Annotated in this window: 9 protein-coding genes; 1 reads left to right on the top strand and 8 read right to left on the bottom strand. The window is 50.7% G+C overall.

All coding sequences use genetic code 11. The features are described 5' to 3' along the window. Nucleotides 1–34: 34 nt before the first annotated feature. The 3 genes from AC4BAN_RS05185 to AC4BAN_RS05175 all read right to left on the bottom strand — a co-directional run bounded on the left by AC4BAN_RS05185 (nucleotide 35) and on the right by AC4BAN_RS05175 (nucleotide 8,106). Nucleotides 35–2,485 carry a glycoside hydrolase family 2 protein gene (locus AC4BAN_RS05185; protein ID WP_490563313.1) on the bottom strand — a complete coding sequence of 817 codons (2,451 nt, stop codon included), beginning with the start codon at nucleotides 2,483–2,485 and terminating at the stop codon, nucleotides 35–37. 57 nt (nucleotides 2,486–2,542) lie between these two features. Next, the gene (locus tag AC4BAN_RS05180; protein WP_490563312.1) at nucleotides 2,543–5,131 is read right to left on the bottom strand and encodes a cellulase family glycosylhydrolase; all 2,589 of its coding nucleotides are present in this window, start codon (nucleotides 5,129–5,131) and stop codon (nucleotides 2,543–2,545) included. Nucleotides 5,132–5,298: 167 nt separating this feature from the next. Continuing rightward, the gene (locus AC4BAN_RS05175) at nucleotides 5,299–8,106 is read right to left on the bottom strand and encodes an alpha-amylase family glycosyl hydrolase (protein ID WP_490563311.1); all 2,808 of its coding nucleotides are present in this window, start codon (nucleotides 8,104–8,106) and stop codon (nucleotides 5,299–5,301) included. Nucleotides 8,107–8,485: 379 nt separating this feature from the next. Between AC4BAN_RS05175 and AC4BAN_RS05170 the strand changes: the two genes are divergently transcribed. Beyond that, complete coding sequence (locus tag AC4BAN_RS05170) at nucleotides 8,486–9,634, top strand: putative sensor domain DACNV-containing protein (protein ID WP_490563310.1); 1,149 nt, start codon at nucleotides 8,486–8,488, stop codon at nucleotides 9,632–9,634. A gap of 165 nt (nucleotides 9,635–9,799) precedes the next feature. Here the strand turns inward: AC4BAN_RS05170 and AC4BAN_RS05165 are convergent, their stop codons facing one another. The 5 genes from AC4BAN_RS05165 to AC4BAN_RS05145 form a co-directional block, all read right to left on the bottom strand. Then, nucleotides 9,800–10,258 carry a YybH family protein gene (locus tag AC4BAN_RS05165; RefSeq protein WP_490563309.1) on the bottom strand — a complete coding sequence of 153 codons (459 nt, stop codon included), beginning with the start codon at nucleotides 10,256–10,258 and terminating at the stop codon, nucleotides 9,800–9,802. Between the two features lie 110 nt (nucleotides 10,259–10,368). Next, complete coding sequence (locus AC4BAN_RS05160) at nucleotides 10,369–10,914, bottom strand: YMGG-like glycine zipper-containing protein (RefSeq protein ID WP_490563308.1); 546 nt, start codon at nucleotides 10,912–10,914, stop codon at nucleotides 10,369–10,371. 183 nt (nucleotides 10,915–11,097) lie between these two features. Further along, nucleotides 11,098–13,236 (bottom strand): glycogen debranching protein GlgX, encoded by a 2,139-nt coding sequence (gene glgX, locus AC4BAN_RS05155; protein ID WP_490563307.1) that lies wholly within the window; start codon nucleotides 13,234–13,236, stop codon nucleotides 11,098–11,100. A 219-nt stretch (nucleotides 13,237–13,455) separates the two neighbouring features. After that, the gene (locus tag AC4BAN_RS05150; RefSeq protein WP_490563306.1) at nucleotides 13,456–14,337 is read right to left on the bottom strand and encodes an MBL fold metallo-hydrolase; all 882 of its coding nucleotides are present in this window, start codon (nucleotides 14,335–14,337) and stop codon (nucleotides 13,456–13,458) included. Nucleotides 14,338–14,371: 34 nt separating this feature from the next. Next, on the bottom strand, nucleotides 14,372–14,803 hold the full coding sequence (locus tag AC4BAN_RS05145) for a winged helix-turn-helix transcriptional regulator (protein ID WP_490563305.1): 432 nt from the start codon (nucleotides 14,801–14,803) through the stop codon (nucleotides 14,372–14,374). Nucleotides 14,804–14,892 lie beyond the last annotated feature (89 nt).

The raw sequence follows: 14,892 nt of genomic DNA, 5'->3' as shown, positions 1-14,892 counted from the left end.
TTTATTTTAGTTGTTGTCATTTCGTAAGGTCCACTTAATTTTCAGGCTGTGCCTCAATACTTATCTCTCCCGCTTGCAAGCCAGGCACCTGTGCCGTAACCTTAACTGTACCAGCCTTTTTCCCGATTTTTAAAAGTATGGCGGCTATACCCGCTTCGGCATGCACGCTGTTGGTAGCCACAAGCGCCGCATCTCCTGTTACCTGAAAGGTTACTGCGTTAGCTGCCTGAGGCACCAATGTGCCGTTATAGTCTAATATCGAAGCATACACAAACACCACATCGTTTACCCCTGCCGTCACGGCTTTGCCGCTCACATCAACCTGCAGACCCAGTTTAGCTGCCTTCCCCGGGGTTTTTTGCGAGGATTCAACCACAGGTGTGCCATTTACATACCCTACTGCGGTTAGGGTGCCGGGCTCGAAGCGCTTTACTTCAAAAGTAAACGGAGGATGTTTGAGGTGGCTGGAATAGCGGTCGTTGTCGGGTTTTTGCCTGGCGATCAGAGCACCGTTTAGCGACAAGGCCACCTCATCGGCATTGCTGTAAACTTTCACTGTCTTCAGCGCAGGGTCGTTCCAGTAGTTTGCGATAAAGAGCATAGGTTTACCGAATACAGCTTCTGCGCCCAGGTCCGGACCTGCCTGGCTCTGGTAAAAGTAAAAGGCAAACTTAGGCAACCGCACCAGGTCCATGATGCCCGAGGCTTCAATGTCTGCCGCGTACCCGCGCTTGTAATCGAATATCAGCCAGTTGGCATCCCCTACTGCGGGGCCCTGAAGGTTGCTGTTATGGGCTTCCTGGTAATTGAGGGCCTGCTGCAACATCCGCTTCTGACCAAAGCCGCGTAACTGCCGGGAGGTGCGTTCCCCCTCTTTCAGGTCGCCGTACTGTTTCTGGTTAAAGCCTGCATTCTGTGCATAGTATTCCCAATCGCCATACTCTGCGATAAACAGCGGCTTCTGTTTAGTGTATTTGTTCCAATAGTCCGGTGCTTTGCCATGCTGCCGGGCCGGGATAAACACGTCATACACCGCATCCATCCACCCGCAGGTATATACTTGTTTAAAGGGCAGTTCCTGGTGCACGGCAGCATGCGTTCGCTGCATGAATTCCTCCGACATGCCCGACTCGTTTAGCGAGGCTTCCCATAGCACAATTGAGGGGTGGTTTCTGTCGCGGCGCACCATTTCCCGGACATTCTGGACCGTGTTTTTCTGAAACTGCTCCTTACCAAAAAACTGCCAGCCGGGTATAGCATCCATTACCAGGATACCCAGTTCATCGCAGGCGCTTAAAAAAGCGGGGGACTGCGGGTAGTGCGACGTCCGGACGAAATTGAACCCGGCCTGTTTTATTTTCCAGGCATCGCGGTACCGGGCATTGTCTGACAGGGCATAGCCCACGTAAGGATACTCCTGGTGGCGGTTGGTGCCGCGCAGAAAAAGCTTCTCGCCATTCAGATAAAAGGCTCCCGGGGTGAAGCGGAACGTTCGCACCCCCGTTTTAACCACTTGCTCCTCCAGCACATCACCGTCCTGCACCAGGGCAACTGAAAGCGCGTATAAGTATGGCGAATCCGGAGACCACAATTCCGGATTTGGCAGCGTTAACTTTTGATCGAATCGGCCAAAGGTACCTGCTGGTATTTCCTGCGGCTCCGATAAGGTTTCGGCTACAACTTCCCCCTGTCTGTCTTTTAAAGTGGCTCGGATCCGGGCACTGCGAGACGCGTTGTGATCATTCTTCACCTCTGTCTGCAGCAGCAGGGTGGCAGAAGCCTTGCATACCGTATCGTAATGCAGCAGGATGCCCCCTCCGGCCACACGGTTGGCGGCAATGGGGTCTGAAATGTGCAGCTTGTCTTTTTTGATCAGGAATACGTTCCGATACAGGCCACTGTAGTAGTTAAAGTCCAGGTCGGCCAGGGGCTTACCCGGGGCTACCTCCGGATTATCACGGTTATCAAGCTTCACCAAAAGCACGTTTTCCTGTCCGAATAAAACCTTATCCGACAAGTCTACATAAAATGGCAGGTATCCCCCCTGGTGTTTAAAAACATGTTTGCCGTTAAGGTAAACATCAGCCACCTGCATGGCCGCCTCAAACTGAACGGCAAGGTGCCTCCCTTTTTCGGAGACGGGAACCGTGAATGTTTTCCGGTAAAAGGCATCCCCCTGCCATTGTTGCGTAACCTTTTCTATGGGCTCCAGGCGTGCGGTGTGGGGCAGCGAAACCTGTTGCCAGCCTTCCTGCCTGTTTTCCCTATCCGAGAGCCGGGCACCGGCTCCGGTTGTATCCACATCCCTTGCAAATTCCCATCCCTCGTTAAACTTCACAACAGATGCTGCTGGGGTTTCCGGAGATAAAGACGCGCCGGATCTTTGTGACTGGCAACCAGTTGCTATGCACACAGACAGCGTAAAAAGCGCAAAATAGGTTAAAAGTGAATGATGGGATAAACTGCCTTTCCTGCTCTTGCGCATAGTTTATACTTGGTTAAATAGTTTAATTGTTGGCTATTTAATTAAAAGAGCACCTGGCTATTTTTGTAGCTGCACCGATTCAATATCCAGGCTCATTGCCTTGTTCTTATTGCCAACAGGGGCATCTTTGCCAAGCAGGATCTCCAGCTTTTCGGTGTTGCCCAACCGGAAGGCCGCCGACTTGGCCGGCTTAAACCAAAAGGGATGAAACCCAGGGTATGGCCTTGGCAAAAGTATAGATTCGGCAGGCTGTAGACTGTTTAACGGAATCTCAATAGTGCGCAAATCCTGGTTTACAGTAAAATAAGCCACATGGGCGGTTGCATCGTCTGTAATCAGCGCTACCCTAACTTGCACGGGTACTTTTAGCGCCGTGCGGGCCCGGACCACGAGTTTGGTAAACGAAGTAAGCTCTGACGCTCTACCCTGAAGCTTGTCTCCAATATAACACTGAAACCCGATTACTCCTTCTTCGGGCACTTCTTGGGAAGCAAGGCGAAGCACCAGCTGCCCCGGCTTTTCTGAGGCAATTAGTTGGCGCTCATCGCTTCTCCACAGGTTGGGGTAAACCATAATCTCCCTGTTCTTGCCGGCATCAAAAAGTGCTAGCGCACCCTGCGGTGTTGCCACGAACGTCTGCCAGCTTTCACCCTGGTAATAGTCCCAGGCCCACGGATTTCCCTTATGCGCCCCCGGAAAGGTCAGGAAGCTGCCATTTGGTTGCTCGATCATCACGCGGTATTGGAGCATACCCGGCGTAGTAAGCGCAACCGGAACCTCGACTTCGTAGGTATATGGCGTTGTCGGTTGCATGGGCAGCACCTTGTACTCACCTGATAAGTTATTGATTGCTAGCTTTACCTGAGCTGCTGCCTCCAGGCCCACGATGGTCGCCTTTAAGGCAAAGGGCTTGCCAGACGAAATCTCCGCTAATGGTTCTAGCCTTACAAAGGGCTCCATATCTTTTGCCTGCGGCGCCACAAACTCATCCAACGTTATTTCCCCTGCTATCTTACCAGCCTTTTTCGGGTCAAAGTGCCTGCCCTTTTTCAACAGCAGGTAGGTGCCCGGTGTAACGCGGACGGTGCCTTTGTCTGTCTTGCCTGTGTGGACATTGCCGGTGTTCAGCCCTTTCAGGCTAAAGTCGTTTCCCAGATCCGGCAAACTGATGTGCATCTCGTGCGCACGCCATTGGATGCGTGTCACCTCTTTTTCAGGAGACGCTTTCGCAAACGGGTCGCGGATGTGAATGGCGTCGGGCATGACTTCGAGGCGCCAGGTCCCGTTGTCCAATTTGTCCAGAAAATAAGCGCCCAGCCCCTGGTACTTTACCACCGGCGAACTGCCGACGCCAGCAATATGCACTAACCTGGCCGCATTAGCTGGTTTAGTACGGGTGGTGTTTGAGTAGTAAAACGCCTGCTCCGTATTCATCTCGCTTAGATTCTCTTTGTAACTTATCCGGAACGCCCCAAATATGCTGTCTGTTGGGTAAGTGCCATAAGATTTTAAGCGGGGCAGCTGGTGGAAGGCCTTGGAGGCGATAAGTGCGCTGATGGCTTTAGAAGGGGTATAAGCCAGGTTAAGGTAATGGGTCTGGTACTCGGTATTGGCATAGGCTGTTGCCATGGGGTCGTAGGCGAACTGGGTTGCCCACTGAAAACCCGCCTCTCTGAAACTCCTCGCCATGGCAGGGTATATCACCGATTGAAGGATATCGCCGGCATCAAACTCATACACCATCCGGGCTTTGTTTGCATAGGCCGGAATGGTATCAAACGGGATGCTGTACTGGTCTACATGCGGCAGGTAGTTTCCTTTTAGCGTCCGGTTGGCAACCAGCCCCGTGGGGTACCATTGGAAACTCACACCGTCAATATTTGCTTTAGCCACTGCATCGGCATAAGCCGGGGATTCGCTGATATTATAAAACAGGGGCTTGGTCCAGCCGGTGCTGCGCACTGCCGTTACCATGCGGTTAACATACTCAGTGGCGCGTGCTTTGGTGCCCGTGTGCTTTGGTTCGTTGTTGATCTCCGCAGCAATTACATCCGGGTCGTCCTGGTAGGTCAGTTTGGTATAAGGGTTTACATGCCTGAAAAATTGATCCAGATAACGCTCCTGCGCCAGAAAGGCAGCCTCTTGCGTAACAGCTTGCTGTTTGTTGTACACGCTGGAGAAACCCAGTGTCTTTTCGTCTGGCTCCGGGTAGCCATTCCCCCAGAAAGCTATGGGTGTAACCAACACCTTTATATGACGCTGCTTCAGTTTGTATACCAGGTAATCGAAAAGGCGCAGGTGCTCGTTGTTTAGCAGGTTACCCACCGAATCGGATATCTCCGTATCCCAAACGTGCACCCGGAAAGCATCAAAGCCTAACCTGGCCAGGTGATACACGTCCTGGTCAATGGCTTTTTCAAGATCAACCCCCAGTGCTTTGTGAGAGCGGTTGCCATAAGCAAAGGGCACCGTATAATTGACACCGAAAAAAGCGGCCTCGTGGTTATCTTTTTCCCAGCGCAGCACGCCTTGCTTGTCAACATACACTGGCGCTGTTTCCTTGCTCTTTTGCTGTTGGGCCAGGCCATGAAAGGGTTGCGCAAGCCCGATACATAAACAAAGGAGAATGGGTATGCTTTTAATCATCAATTTCAATTTAGAGATGAGCCGCTATCATTCGCATCAGAAAAACCCTATTTTCAAATCAATCAAGCTCTAAAGCATATTTTTATTAGGCTAACCAGCATATATTTATAGCATGGCCCTCTCCCAGTATACTTCTGCCCGAACAGTGGCGGACAAAACTGAGCATGTTAATCTGCCTTTAAAAGTCGCTTAACGGTTTTACCCTGCCCTATTTCAACCTGTAACAAATAAAGACCAGCCTTTAAAGTACGGTAATCCAGCGTATGTTCCAGCAGCTCATCCTGCTTTGTGATCACATCGGTGCGCAGGTTGCGTCCGGCCAGGTCAGTCAGTTTAAGGGTTACCTTGCCCCTATAGTTGTTCTTGATCTCCAGGCGGGAAATGCCATCCGAAGGGTTTGGATAAACAAAGGTGGACACCGCCGCTAAATCATCTTCAGCTGACAAGGCGACATTTTGCCAGGGCAGTAATCCCGGCTGGGGCGTAGGAAGCTGTAGGGTAGTGAACAGGCGGAACTCACCCGGTTGCAGCACTATTTGCTCCAATGGGTCTGTCACCGTTACAGCCTCTCCGGTAAAGTAGTCGTACCACTTCCCCACGAAAGGAAATTTGGCTTCCTGGGTCAGTTTGCGCACATCAAAGTTGCCAATCATAAACACCGTATTGCCCGCATCCGATAAAATCATACGCTTCACCATGCCGTCAAATGCAAGGCTATAATCGGAGGTAACAAAAACGGGCCTCGAGGTTTTCAGTTTGATAAGCTCTGCATAGACACTGAATAGTTTTTTTCGTTCAGCGTCGTTCTGGTATTCCCAATGTAAGGGTTTAGCGCCTGTCCTGCCGTTAAAATCAATCGGCACATCGTAGCCCAGCTCGCCAAACTGCCATATCATTTTAGGACCCGGCACCAAAAGCGAAAAAGCAGCTGCCAACTTAGCCCTGTTGAGTGCGGTGGGCAAGGTGCGCGTGTTGTACGAACCCGACGACAAGCCATTCTGCATCACATCGTACACCAGGCGCTCTTCATCATGGCTCTCAATATAACCCAGCACATGCGGTTGCTGCCAACCCCTTTTCTTGTAAGAAATCCAGTCTAGGTTTGCTGACTCCCCTTTTGCCGCCTTCCGATAGTCAAAATTTGAGTTTCCCCAAAGCAGCATGCCATAATCCGAAAGCTCTTTTTCTTCGCTGTTATCGGCAAAATGCTCCATAATGACATAGGCAGTAGGCTCAATGGTCTTTACCTCATCATAAATCCGCTTCAGGTTCTCGATTCGGCTGGCATCGTAGGCGCCAAATGCCCCTACGTCGTTGCCGGTATTTTTTTGTGTAAATCCTTTGGAGAGGTCAAAACGGAAACCATCCACATTGTATTCCTGCAACCAGAAACTGGTCACGCGCTGCACAAACTTTTCTGTTGCTGCACTTTCGTGGTTAAAATCGAAGAAAACACTGAACGGATGGGTGGCCTGCTGATTGAAAAAAGGATTGTCAGCAGAGGGTTTAGAGCCATCCCAGTACATTTTCACATACGGAAACTCGTAATCGGCCTGGTTCAGCACGATGTCCAGTATTACGGCGATCCCGTTCCGGTGGCAGGCGTCGATGAAAATCTTCAGGTCGCGGGCCGTTCCGTAGGCCTTATCCGGAGCGAAGTAAAAGATGGGATTGTAGCCCCAGGAGTCGTTTCCAGAGAACTCCATAACCGGCATTAACTCAATGGCATTTATCCCGAGCCGCTTAAAGTAGGAAAGCGTGTCTGTTAAGGTTTTATAGTTTCGGGTAGCCACAAAGTCGCGCACCAGCAATTCATACACCACAAGCCGCTTGGGGTCCGGTCTGTTAAAATCGGGCACCTGCCAGGTATACGCCTGCTGGTTGGTTTGCAACAGCGACACAATGCCACTCGCCCCGGTCGGATAAGGTTTCAGATCCGGGTAATTAGCGGCAGTCAGGAATTTGTCGTTATTTGGGTCCAGAATTTTGTGCGTGTAGGGGTCTGCCACCGGAAGCGTACCGTTCACAAGGTACTGATAGGCCACCTCCTGCCCTGCCGGCAAATTATTAAGTTCCAGCCAGTAGCGCGTGCCATCGGGGGTGCGCTTCATCAGATAAGCGGCAGTGGGTTGCCAGTTGTTGAACTCCCCGATCACATACACAAACTCTTTATAAGGGGCAAACAACGAAAGCGTGGCACTGGTGGCGCTTGTATAGTTCACGCCATCTTTTATACCAGCCGGGAGCGCCGCTACCGTTGGAGTTGGTTTTACAGTATAATAAAAAGTATCGGCAGCAGCTTCCGAAGTGGTTTGAGCCTCGAAAACAACCATTTTCCGAACCCCGGCTTCTGCTCCGGCATTCAGGCTGTAGGTAAGTGTCGTGCTGTTCTGTTCTGTGGCCAGCACGGTGGCACCCTGGCGAAGGGTCAGGTTGGCAGGCGCCGAAGCACTGCCCTCCACCGCTATGCTGGTGTTGGCATTTACAAAAAAACTTTGCTCTACAGGGTTCTTAAACGAGGCGTTCAGGGCGTCACTGTAGATCGTCAGGATAATATCCTCTGTTTGTGCCTGCCCGTTTCCGCTTTTAAGCAATACGCCTAACTTCACGATGTTCTTGTTTGCCGGAACATTGAAATATTGCCGGGGCGTGATTTTTATCTGCCACCTGTTATTGCCCAGCGAGGTCATTTTGCCCGGTTCAAAAGGCTTCGAGAAATCAGTCTGGCCGGTGGGCTGGTACTCAAAGGCGTTGCTTGCGGGCGTTGTGCCCGCGCCCGACCACAGGTAAACATCCGCAGTTTTGCCCAGTAAGCCGGCAGCCCTGGAGTCCTTTGCCTTGGATACGTCGAAAATGATCGTGACTTCCTTGTTTGCCGTCGGGAACTCGGGGATGGTGGTAACCACTTGCCCTACTGCTGTAGCACTGAGGAAAAACAGCAGGTACAAATTAATGAAAGCGTAAATTTTTCTCATAACGGAAAAGCTAATGTTGTATTTTGGTTTACAGTCCACTAAAAGCTATTCAGGAAAACAGCCCCCTTGCCTCTAATCTTCCTGTAAACCCTTAAATTAAGAATAAAAATCATCTAGACCATTTTTTAACCAGACCCGCCACATTATTTATTGCGCAATAGGCCCTCTTCATCCGATTTGCAGGGGTGTGCCACTTCCGGGGTTACATCTTTAATAAAATACATGCGTGAAATTTTCCGCCCCATGCCTTTTACGCAATAGGTGCCTAACAAGCAGACCGAGCTGCGGAACAGCCTCTTGGCCACATCACAAACAATTTTAGGTGTCCAGGCGTTTTGATGAAGTAGCAAGAACTAGTTCTGAAACAGATAGCTTCTACATGAAATTCAACCGTAACGTTACGTACCAGGCTGCAAAGACAGTGTCGCATGTACTAGAGCAACACTTTGCTCACCACATCCAAGAGGCAAAAAACGCGGGTATCAACACACTTTCTACGGCACCTGAGGCTGCACTCATAGAGGCTGTAATAGATACTGCATTCTGGACGAGTCTGCGGCATGAAGAAGGTCGCTCGCCAAAGATCTCGTTAGCCCTGCTCCCACCAGACCATGCGCAACAGCCTATGTTATTTGAACATCCTTTACCTTTCACCGCACAGATACTCACCAAGATAGGCCCTGGCGTAGAGAGGCCGGGCATTCATGTAGGTGTTTGGTACCAGGATGACGCGCTATATGTTTGGGGAACGACCCGAACGATTCCAAGCTTTTGTTTTGTGATTGATGTGCCGGAGCCGGGCTTATTGGTTATCAAGCACCGCAGGATCGAAGGTTTTGGCAAATTCGTGAATGTGGCTGTGCTGAAAGGGGACGAGGTGAAAGTAGTGGATGAAAGAAATATGCGTCTCCCTGATTGCCCGCATCTCCTGAACAGCCTGCTTGGTAATGCCAACTCAAGCCCTGATAAAGAACCATTGAACCCACTGGTGCAAATGGCAGTTTCGATGCGCGCCCATGGGCATGGCGGTACCTTGCTGGTAGTGCCCACCCTCACAAATGACTGGCAGGAGTCTATTCTACAACCTGTTTCCTACCCCATTCAGCCCGCCTTTTCCGGGCTGGCCATTATCTTGAAAAGAGACAGTGCGGAAACGGACCAGCTTCAATGGCAGAATCAGTTGCAGCGCGAGATTGATAGCCTGGCCGGGCTCACGGCCATCGATGGGGCCACCATTATCACAGACACTTATCACTTGCTGGCGTTTGGCGCAAAAATAGGGCGCCGTGAAGGCATGCCGCCAATAACCTCCATCCGGTCTTCGGAACCTATAGCAGGAACTAAGGCGACGGTAAGCCATCCGACCCGGACAGGAGGCACCCGACACTTGTCGGCGGCACAGTTTGTACACGACCAGCAAAATGCTACCGCCCTGGTTGCCTCCCAGGATGGGCGTTTTACCATTTTCTCCTGGTCTACTTGCGAGCAACTGGTTCAAGCCCATCGCATTGATGCCTTGCTTCTCTAATGCTTATTAGTTAGAGTATAATGATTAAATAAGGCAACTTTTATGTTGCCGCTCTTATAAAATCCTTTTTTTAAGCTAACATTGATGCTATGCTGAAAATAGCTGATATGCAAAAAGCCGCCCTTATTCAGGGCGGCTTTCAACCATTTAATTCAAAAACTTATCTTACATATTTCTGGCCTGAACCGGCAAGTCCTCCAGTTGTGCGTAATGGAGCTTCCAGGTACCATCCGCCGCTTTTTTCCAGAGCAGCACAAAGTTGCCCTCGCCCATTCCGCCGGGTTGGTCTGGTCCGGCTGGCAACACATCCACAGAGAATGTGCCCGCTTCGTAGGCAATGCCTTCGCTGGAACCCGAACTCACTACGTTTGTCTTTAGATCCGTGATCGTGCCCATCGTCTCGCGTACCCATTTATCGGCTACTTCAGACTTTCCCTGAAAATGGATCTCTCCCTGCAGGAAATGTACATCATCAGCCAGGTATGAAATAACTTTGTCGCCATTCTTTGAATTCCAGGCACTGATAAACTGCTGGTTCAACTCCTGAACCGTCTCGCCCTCGCTGTTATTTACACAAGAGGTTAAGACCAACGCAAATGCAAGTAATACTAGTAAAGCTCTCATAATCATATGTGTTAATTAAAACATACTTCTAGCGCCTATGCGGCAGGTTAACAAATTTAAAAGCCCCGGATACATGTACCCGGGGCTTTTTATGGTACAGGTAAAGATAGTTACCAGCTTTTTCTTCGGTATTCTGAAGTATAGTATGGTTTGGTTGGGTCACCGTAATCGTTGTTCGGCAGCAGTGCTATACTCATGATAGGGTCCTGCGCGCTGGTGTAGGCATAGGCAGCGGCAGTAGGGTAATTGGTTTCAGCTACCTGTCTGCTCTGCACTGGTAATGCCGTTTTGTTAGTCGACTGCGCTCCGGTATCGTGTCTGTGCGTGGCCGATTTACCGGCGGCAGCTCTCTCACTGGCTGCGCGGTTGGCTTCCGCTCTATTAATGGCGGCAATTCGCTCTGCTTCTTTTTCTTTTTGTTTGTTGTCGATGTGCTTTCCGATCGCATAACCGGCTCCACCGCCAACTACACCACCTACAACGCCACCCACCACGCGGTTACGCTTGTGTATTACAGCACCAGCGGCGGCACCTGTGGCCGTTCCTATTACAGCGCCTTTTGCCTGCGGGCTCCATTTTTTCTGCGCCTGGGCAGAGAAGCTGAACGCAAAGGCCATTACCAAGATCAATGTCAGAATGTTAGTTACCTTTTTCATAATATTTTTCTTTAATTCAAAAGATATTGTTTGTTATACTGGCTGGTATTCCAAATCCGTGCCATCTTCTGATAAATCATGCTTGAATGAAGTGCTCAGTCCGTGGCCAAAAAATAAATATCAACTATACCTTATTGAAAAACAGAAACTTACAAATCAATCGCCTCGCAAATTATTTTTTATTTACGAGGTTCTTTTAGAGATTCCGGGATGCTGTAACAGCACAACCGACCTGCTGTCAACCAGGATAGAGGCTCCCGCGCTAAAGGTTCCCTGCTCCCCGATAGCATTCTCTTCGGCGGTATCCAGTATTTTGGTCCATGTGGTGCCATACTTTTTAGGCGGCAGCTTATAATTGAGTGGCTCATAATGCGCATTGAAAATCACATAAAAACTATCATCGGCCACAATCTCACCAGAGCCTTGTGCATGAATGCCGTGCCCGTTCAAAAACACACCCAGCGATTTTGCAAAGTCATGATCCCAGTTTTCTTCTGTCATTTCAGTTCCTTCCGGCAAAAACCAGGCAATGTCCTCTACGGTTGCTCCTTTAATGGGTAAGCCCTGGAACCAGCGTTTGCGACTGAAGACAGGATGTTTTTTTGCCAGGTGAATGAGTTTGCGGGTGAAAGCCAGCAGGTCCTTATCCACGTTTCCCCAGTTGATCCAGGAAATCTCGTTGTCCTGGCAATAGGCATTGTTATTGCCCAGCTGTGTGCGTCCAAGCTCATCGCCGGCCACCAGCATAGGGACGCCCTGCGAAAGAAACAAGGTCGTCAGAAGATTCCGCTTTTGCTTGTTGCGCAACTGTATAACCTCAGGGTCATCCGTGATGCCTTCCACCCCACAGTTCCAGGAGCGGTTGTGGTTATCCCCATCTTGGTTATCCTCCCCGTTCTCCATGTTATGTTTCTCATTATAAGAAACCAGGTCGTTTAGGGTAAAGCCATCATGGGCGGTTACAAAATTGATACTGGCCGTCGGCCTCCGGAAGTTATCCTGGTACAGGTCTGAACTGCCCGTGAAGCGCTCGGCAAACTCTGCCAGCATACTGTCTGAACCCCGCCAGTAATCCCGGATGCAATCCCGGTACTTGCCGTTCCACTCCGTCCATCCGGGCGGGAAGCCCCCCACCTGGTAGCCGCCTTCCCCCACATCCCAGGGCTCCGCTATCAGCTTTACTTGCGAGATAACCGGGTCCTGGTAAATAATATCGAAAAACGCGCTCAGTTTATCCACGGCATGCAGCTCTCTGGCCAATGCGGAGGCCAGGTCAAACCGAAACCCGTCCACGTGCATTTCCAGTATCCAATAGCGCAAGCTGTCCATGATAAGCCGGAGTACCATGGGTTGCATGGTGTTCAGGGTGTTACCGGTTCCGGTGTAGTCCATGTAATACCGGCATTCATCCGTCAGCCTGTAATAAGAGGCATTGTCCACCCCCCGGAAAGAGAGCGTGGGCCCCATGTGGTTGCCCTCGGCGGTATGGTTGTAGACCACATCCAGAATCACCTCGATCCCGGCTTTGTGCAGCGCTTTTACCATCTGCTTAAACTCCACTACCTGCTCGCCCATCACCCCGCTGCTTGAGAAGCGCACATCCGGCGCGAAAAAGCCGATGGTGTTGTAGCCCCAGTAATTGGTCAGGCCCTTTTCTTCCAGGTACCGATCCGTTACAAAGTGATGCACAGGCATGAGCTCAATGGCCGTGATGCCCAGGTTCTTTAAGTATTTCAGCGTGACCGGGTGCCCCAGGGCGGCATAACTGCCCCGAATTTCCTCGGGTATCTCGGGGTGCAGCATGGTAAAGCCTTTTACATGTGCCTCGTAAATAATAGACTTATAATAAGGTATGGAAGGCTTTTGGTCATCCTCCCAGTCAAAGGAGGTATCGATCACCACAGATTTGGGGATATAAGGCGCGCTATCCAGCTTGCTAAAGCTCAGGTCCTGCTCCGGGTCCCCTACTTTATAGCCAAACAGAGCGTCGTGCCAGCGAATGGTTCCTGATATCGCTTTGGCGTAAGGATCGATCAGAAGCTTATGGCGGTTAAAGCGATGCCCGTTCTTCGGATCAAAAGGGCCGTCCACCCTATAACCGTACAGCTGTCCGGGTTTAACATTATGCAGGTAGATGTGCCATACCTGGTGCGAACGCTCTGTTAATTTAATGCTGGCAGCGGCTTTATCCTGCGCCTCATCAGAAAAAAGACATAGTTCCACACCAGTGGCATGGCCGGCAGTCAATGCAAAATTTGTCCCTTTACCGTCCCAGGTAGCCCCGAGGGGAAAAGGACTGCCAGGGGATGTTTTTATTTCCATGTGATGTTTGTTGTTTACGAAAAGGATAGCTCCATTTATAACATCACCTTTATACTTTAACCACTCGTAATGGTTTACACGGATGCAAAACCACACAGCTTTTTCCTCCCTTACCAGGCAGGAAAGGGATCAGGAAGCACCGGAATGCAAAAAAGGAAAGGTTAAGGGGATTTAAGAATGCCAGTTGTAACCTGTTGCCACTTAACAGCTGGCAACGGCTTAAAACAACTGGAGCTGCGTGCCGGATTTTAAGGGCGGATTGACTTGCTCCTCATAAACAAGCTTATACTTCTCCAGGTTGGGTGCAGGTATGCTATGCGGGCCAACCTGATTACCAGCAGTTATCCGGTACACTGCCGACTCCTGGTAACGCGAAGCCACCACAACCTGTGTGGCATCGGCATGGGCCGTGAAAAGGGCATTTACCAGCTCAGGGCAATTATTATCTTTGGATAGATGCGACAGGAGCAGGTGGCTCATAAAGGGTGGCTTGCAGGCCGTGAAAAGTGCCAGCGCCTGCCGGTTCGACAAATGGCCTCTGCCTCCCCTGATGCGGTTTTTCAGGTGGTATGGGTAACGCCCGCGCTCCAGCAGGTCATCGTCGTAGTTAGCCTCTAGAAAAGCAGCGTGGCAGCGGCTGAAGTGGCGGACGAGGTTCTGGCAGGGCGCGCCTATATCGGTAAATACGCCCACGGTTAGCCCGTTACCCGTGATACTGAAACTGTGCGGGTCACAGGCGTCGTGCAGTTTTGAAAAGGGTAACACGGAAAGCGCGCCGATCTGTATGGCTTCCTCTGCCAGGAATGGTATCGTGCGCACCCCGCTCAGATCTAAGCGGGAGTTGTGCCGGGTGCCCGCCGTAATATACACGGGCAGCCTATACTTTTTAGCCAGCACCTGCAGGCCGCGAATATGGTCGGAGTGTTCGTGCGAGATAAAAATCGCCTTCACCATTTGCATCGAAAGGCCTAAACGCAACATGCGCCGCTCCGTTTCGCGGCAGGAGATCCCCACATCCACTAGCACGGCCTCCCTGTGGTTGCCCACATAGTAGCAGTTGCCGTTACTCCCTGAATTTATTGAGGCGATGTTTAGGTGCATGTGTTGCAAAGTAAAAGCTTTTTTACCGAAGCTGTCAGCTATTCACTTCTTTTTTAGTGTAACGCTCACGCGCCTTCAGAATATGACCGATGTTCAGCTTCGCCCAGTCTGCCAGTTCTAGCAACTGCAGCAAAAGGCTCTGCCCCAGGGGCGTCAGCGTGTACTCCACCCGGGGCGGAATTTCCGGATACAGCGTTCTGCTCACCAACCCATCTTCCTCCAGGGCCCGTAGCGTAACGGTTAGCATGCGCTGCGATATGCCGGTTATCAGCCCCTTCAACTCGTTGAAGCGCAGTTTTTCCTCCTTCCCCAGGGTCAGGATGGCGTAAATGGACCACTTATCCCCGAAGCGGGCAAGGATGTCCTTCACCGGGCAGCACTGGTCCACTGCAGGAGACGCGATGAGCACCTGCTCAATTTTTTTCCTGATCGCAATGCGTTGGTTTTCAGCTTTAGTTACGCTCATGTGCCTAAGTACTTATGGGGTGCCCCCTTGCCAGTGTCAAAGATAATAAATAATTTTGAGTTACTAAAAGTAACCTAGTAATGAAACGT

The organism is Pontibacter sp. GD13 (assembly GCF_058216355.1).
The sequence above is the reverse complement of the archived record's forward strand: the minus strand, read 5'-3'. Positions and strand labels throughout refer to the sequence as shown.

Coding starts and splice junctions, on each gene's coding strand:
- AC4BAN_RS05185 (WP_490563313.1), bottom strand. CDS start 2,485: ATGCGCAAGAGCAGGAAAGGCAGTTTATCCCATCATTCACTTTTAACC.
- AC4BAN_RS05180 (WP_490563312.1), bottom strand. CDS start 5,131: ATGATTAAAAGCATACCCATTCTCCTTTGTTTATGTATCGGGCTTGCG.
- AC4BAN_RS05175 (WP_490563311.1), bottom strand. CDS start 8,106: ATGAGAAAAATTTACGCTTTCATTAATTTGTACCTGCTGTTTTTCCTC.
- AC4BAN_RS05170 (WP_490563310.1), top strand. CDS start 8,486: ATGAAATTCAACCGTAACGTTACGTACCAGGCTGCAAAGACAGTGTCG.
- AC4BAN_RS05165 (WP_490563309.1), bottom strand. CDS start 10,258: ATGAGAGCTTTACTAGTATTACTTGCATTTGCGTTGGTCTTAACCTCT.
- AC4BAN_RS05160 (WP_490563308.1), bottom strand. CDS start 10,914: ATGAAAAAGGTAACTAACATTCTGACATTGATCTTGGTAATGGCCTTT.
- glgX (WP_490563307.1), bottom strand. CDS start 13,236: ATGGAAATAAAAACATCCCCTGGCAGTCCTTTTCCCCTCGGGGCTACC.
- AC4BAN_RS05150 (WP_490563306.1), bottom strand. CDS start 14,337: ATGCACCTAAACATCGCCTCAATAAATTCAGGGAGTAACGGCAACTGC.
- AC4BAN_RS05145 (WP_490563305.1), bottom strand. CDS start 14,803: ATGAGCGTAACTAAAGCTGAAAACCAACGCATTGCGATCAGGAAAAAA.